Here is a 537-nt window from a genome sequence, read left to right on the forward strand (position 1 = left end):
CTTCTCGACCCTTCTTAAGCCGAGGGTCACCTAGCCAACTGACGTTGTTAGTGAATATAGATTGTTCACAATAAATATGAGCCAATCGCGATTATTGCGGTTGGCTATTTTTTTGCCTGTCGTATATGAACAACGTTACTTACGTGCTTTGCAAATTGCACTTCCCTCACTGGCGGCTTATAAAAAAGGGCTGACGCATAACGCCAACCCATTTTTGTTTTCAATTAAAATTCCATTTCTTTACTAAGGTTATTTGATTTAGTAACCCATCAATTGCAGTAAATTCTCCGCAGTTACAATGGCTTCTTTACGATTCGCGATGTTGAGCTTTTGATACAAGTTGCGAATGTGGGTTTTGATTGTCGTACCTGCCACATCCAATTCTTGTGCGATTTGCTCGTTACTAAAGCCAGAATAAATCAAACCTAGAACCTGCCATTCGCGCTGTGTTAACGGGCTCGTGCGTACAAGCTCCGGCACATTCGGGTGATTTACCAACTTTTCAATAAAGTCTTCATCAAAGTGGATCGAGCGGCT

General features: G+C 41.9%; 1 protein-coding gene. It reads right to left on the reverse strand.

All coding sequences use genetic code 11. From position 1 onward, the window contains the following. Positions 1-258 precede the first annotated feature (258 nt). A partial coding sequence (locus tag R7E78_RS29945) for a LuxR C-terminal-related transcriptional regulator (protein WP_318059117.1) occupies positions 259-537 on the reverse strand: 279 nt, incomplete at its 5' end.

This window comes from Vibrio sp. YT-19(2023), from assembly GCF_033337395.1.